We start from the raw sequence: 4,291 nt of genomic DNA, 5'->3' as shown, positions 1-4,291 counted from the left end.
CAGACTAACGGCGGCCAGGGTTCCGGCTCGTCGGCCGGCGGCCCCTCCGAGCTGTACTCGGCCCTGCGCTCGTCCTCCGCCGCCGACACCCCGGTACCGTGGTGGTCGTTAGTCGGGGAGCGCCCCGCTGAGGCGCCGAAGCCCTGGCCGGCGTTCGTCTGGGAGGCGGCGGTCGAAGCGCCGGAGCCATGGCCGCCGTCGGTCTGGGACGCGCCGGTCGAAGAGTCGGAACCCTGGCCACCGTTAGTCTGGGACGCGCCGGTCGAAGAGCCGGAACCCTGGCCGCCGTTAGTCTCGGGCGTGCCGGTGGAGTCGGTCCCACCCTGCGACTCGCCGGGCTCTTTGCCGGAATCCTTCCCGGGGGTAGTCGGTCCTATGATGGTAGGGGTCGTCTGTGGTGCCCCTTGCCCTTCTTCAGTCTCACAGAACTGCACCATCGGCGGCTCCCTCAATCCGAGCAGCTGAAGAGCGTCGAATCCCTTCAGATCCTCGAGCACCGGAAGATGTGCTGCATGGCCATCGACCGACTGGTGGATCAATTCCGCGATATGCGCCAAGCTGGTGTCCCGCGGCGGTGCTCCCTTGGATGCTAAGCCGAGGTCTCTGCTGTCATCCAGCGCGGTGTGCCAAGCGGTCGCGCTCCTTGCATCCTTGTCTGTTCCGGTGCCGGCGCGGTTGTCGAGCCGTGCGGTCGGGTCTGTCGCGCCGTTGATCCTGCTCATGGTGCCGATCTCGCTTTCCTGTTTCCTCGAGCGCGCACGACAGTGGATCGACGGGTGACACGAGTACGCGACCCCCTTCGTCCGGCGCTCTGGACGGCGGATCGAGGTGAATCGGATACTGTCCGGGTCGTTTCGCCTGCTAACTGAAATAGCGGGTCTGAAAATCTCACATCGATATCATGATGAGGCCTGATGGTTGCGGGCAGATCATGTTTCCACGGTCATGTGCCCCCGCGTGTTGCGGTGTTTATGTGATCGTTGGATGACGAGAGGCGCTAAACGCCGGATGCGATAGGAATGTCTGTTGCAAAAATCACTTATCTACTTTGAGTTAGGATGATAATACGGCTAAACTATCAATAATATAGTCGGTTATACCTTTATCGAGCCATGAATCGGTTCGAATCAAATCACTTCCACTGCGACTCGGTCTGTTTCGACAACCGCCGGTGGTGGTCCCGAAACAGGGAGCCCGCCTGCGGAGGGGCGGTGGCGGGCGAATGGAGCCATGGCCCGGGACGGTGCCCTCGGCCCATCGCCTTCCCGCACGGCACGGATGTCGTGGCATCCCCGGCACTGTGCGGGACGTGAGCCGATGTCCCCACAATTCTCGCCGTTCACGACGATGTGCATAATAGACTTGTGCGGTTGGCAGGATATGCTAGCACTGCTCAATACTGGCGGTGCGGGGGGAGTTTCCGGTGAGCTTTAACAGCACAGTCGCCCTGATCGATTCCGCCAACCACAGCTACGACGCGGCGCTGCTCGCCGACACGTCCGCGGCCCTGGGCGCGTGGTCGCGGAACCTCTACGGCAAGGGGACGATCGACATCCAGGTGACCGTGTCGAACGCGACGTCGATCGGGACGGCCAATGGCGGCCCGGCGACCTCGGTCTTCCTCGCCAAGGACGGGTCCGTCAACATCTTCCGCGGCGGCGCGGAATCCGAGCTGCTGACGGGCGTCGATCCCAACGGCGCGAGCCCCGACATCCAGATCACCATCGATCCGAGCTTCATCGACAAATATCTCTTCATCGATCCCGACCCGGCCCATCCCACGGCCCTGCCCTCGAACAAGACCAGCGCCATCCAGATCCTGGAACACGAGATCGGCCACGGGCTCGGCATCGTGGGCTTCCGCGATACGAACACCGGCGCCCTCACCGGCGCGGAATCGCCGTGGGACAAGCTGGTCCGGATCGATGCCGACGGGACCGCGGCCTTCACGGGGGGCGCCGCGCAGGCGGTCTTCGGCGGGGCCGTCCACGTGACGACCGAGCACAACGCCGAGCAATACTATCACCTCGGCAGCAGCGCGGCTGACCTCATCGCGGCCGACCTCATGGCGGGCTACGGCGCCCCGCTCGGGACGCGCTACGACGTCTCGAACGTCGACCTCGCGATCCTGCGCGACCTCGGGCTGAAGACCTTCGGCAGCGCCGGCGGCACCGTGCTGGTGGATTCGGTGTTCTACGCGCAGAAGGGCCCGGACGTGGCCCGGGCCCATGTCGATCCGGTGGCCCATTACACCGCGTCCGGCTGGCACGAGGGGCGTGACCCGAACGCCCTCTTCTCCACCAACGGCTACCTCGCGGCCAACGCGGACGTGGCCAAGGCCGGGATGAACCCGCTGGCCCATTACGACCAGTTCGGCTGGCACGAGGGCCGCGACCCCTCGGCCGGCTTCGACAACGAGCTGTACCTCAAGTTCAATCCGGACGTGGCCCAGGCCGGGCTCGACCCCCTGTCGCATTACCTGTCCAGCGGACAGTTCGAGGGGCGCCAGACCTATGCCGCCATCGGCAAGGCGGGGGACCTCGGCGTCCATCCCGGCTTCGATGCCGAATACTATCTCCTGGTCAATCCGGACGTCGCCAAGGCCGCCCTCACCCTCGGGGGCGACACCTTCGCCTTCGCCTACCAGCACTTCGCACAATCCGGCTGGCGCGAGGGCCGCAACCCGAACGCCGATTTCGACGTGAAGTATTACCTCGCCCACTATCAGGACGTGGCCGCCGCGCAGATCGATCCGCTGGCCCATTACGACCAGTTCGGCTGGAAGGAGGGCCGCGATCCGTCGGCGGCGTTCCACACGGCGGCCTACGAAACCGCCAACGCGGACGTGGCCGCCGCGCATGTGGACCCGCTGTTGCACTACCTCCAGTTCGGCGCCCTCGAAGGCCGGCATCTGGCGTAACCGGGACCCGTCGGGTCGCGGCGGCGACGGGGCGGGGGCTCCCTTGCCCGATGTCGCAAGGCCCGCGAGGTCGGGTCGCCTGCGCCGGGGGCGCGTGAGGGAGGGCGTGCCCTCGCGGGCGGGCGGGAGCGGATGGCTCGTCCGGCTTTCAGAAAGAAAGCGCCCGCCTGCCGCATCGTGGCAGGCGGGCGCTCCCGTGACGGGGCCTGACGGTGCGTCCCGGTTTCTGCGCGGGGGGGCGGTCGCGCCTCCCGCGCCCTGCTTTGGCTACTTCGCAGTCACCCCGATCGTGTTCTTGGGCGACACAGCAACGTCCTTGATGGCCTGCAAGGCCTGGGTCGCGATTGACTGTGCCGTGGCGGCGGCGCCGCTATTTGCGTGGCCAAACACGTTCTCAAGAGTCGTGAGGGCCTGTGCAGCGGATCCGACGGCGGTGGCGCCGTTATCTGTGGGGCCCTTCAGTCTCACAATCCCATCGGTGAACTGCTGAAGGGCTCCGGCGATGCCGCTGGCGCCCTCGCCTTGCCCAGACTTGCTTGCCGTGGCCGCGATCGTGTTCTCGGCCGCCACAGCGACGTCCTTGATGTTCTGGCTGGCGTGGTTCGCGACCGACGCTGCCGCGGCGGTACCCCCGCCTTGGCCAGACTTGCTTTCAATCACCGCGATTTTCTTCTCGGCCGCCACAGCGACGTCCTTGATGTCTTGGTTGGCCTGGTTCGCGACTGCCTCTGCCGCGGCGGCACCCCCGCTTTGGCCAGACTTGCTCTCAATCACCGCGATTTTCTTCTCGGCCTCTACAGCGATGTTTTTCATGTCTTGGTTGGCCTGGTTCGCGACTGACGCTGCCGTGGCGGCGGGCGCGTCTTTCACGGGCTGCGTACCCTGGCCCGTGCTCTCCGCCCTCATGTCTGAAAGGTCTTGATTGATCTGGTCGACAGTCGTCTGCAAGGATTGGTCCGTCTTTGGCTGCGCCTTGCCGGCAACGCCTCCCGAAAGTGACCCAACGGCTGCGGACGCCTCGTTTATCGATAGTCGCATACTGAGATAATTTGCGTCGTTTGCTAAAGTATTAAGTACATCATGTGTAAAGTTGGTTTCATCGTGATGAGGTTTCGTTAAAGCGGCTTCGTTATAGGTATTGTAGTCAACGAATGCGGGATCATGCCGAGGTGTTTCGGAGGTATCTTTGGGTTCTTTGTAAACAGCATGTTTCATCGAATCCAGTTTACCGGAAAAATCGGCTGTGGCCGCGTCGGCCGCATTCGGAGACTGTGAATTGGTCATCGCGGTCGGATTCGCCGCGCCGGTGATGCTGCTCATCGTGATGGTCTCGCCTTCCCGCACCCTCGGGCTTGCACGAGGGTGGAGCTA

2 protein-coding genes and 1 pseudogene are annotated in these 4,291 nt (G+C 64.4%); 1 reads left to right on the top strand and 2 read right to left on the bottom strand.

Features of this window, described 5'->3' with window-relative positions:
• Window positions 1-722: pseudogene (locus MKK53_RS01895) on the bottom strand (hypothetical protein); the annotation flags it as partial.
• A gap of 701 nt (window positions 723-1,423) precedes the next feature.
• On the opposite strand from MKK53_RS01895, the gene MKK53_RS01890 reads away from it, so the two are divergent.
• A complete protein-coding gene (locus MKK53_RS01890) occupies window positions 1,424-2,920 on the top strand; it encodes a hypothetical protein (protein ID WP_243926344.1) in 1,497 nt (498 codons plus the stop codon).
• Between the two features lie 267 nt (window positions 2,921-3,187).
• On the opposite strand, the gene MKK53_RS01885 is transcribed toward MKK53_RS01890, so the two are convergent.
• Window positions 3,188-4,240: a hypothetical protein gene (locus MKK53_RS01885; RefSeq protein ID WP_243926342.1), complete on the bottom strand. Its 1,053-nt coding sequence runs from the start codon at window positions 4,238-4,240 to the stop codon at window positions 3,188-3,190.
• Window positions 4,241-4,291: the final 51 nt, after the last annotated feature.

This window comes from Methylobacterium sp. J-076 (genome assembly GCF_022829405.1).
In the GTDB taxonomy this organism is placed as follows: Bacteria; Pseudomonadota; Alphaproteobacteria; order Rhizobiales; family Beijerinckiaceae; genus Methylobacterium.
The sequence above is the reverse complement of the archived record's forward strand: the minus strand, read 5'-3'. Positions and strand labels throughout refer to the sequence as shown.

What these genes read in the sequence shown, in the direction of transcription:
- MKK53_RS01885 (WP_243926342.1), bottom strand. Translation starts at nt 4,240, where the DNA reads ATGAGCAGCATCACCGGCGCGGCGAATCCGACCGCGATGACCAATTCA.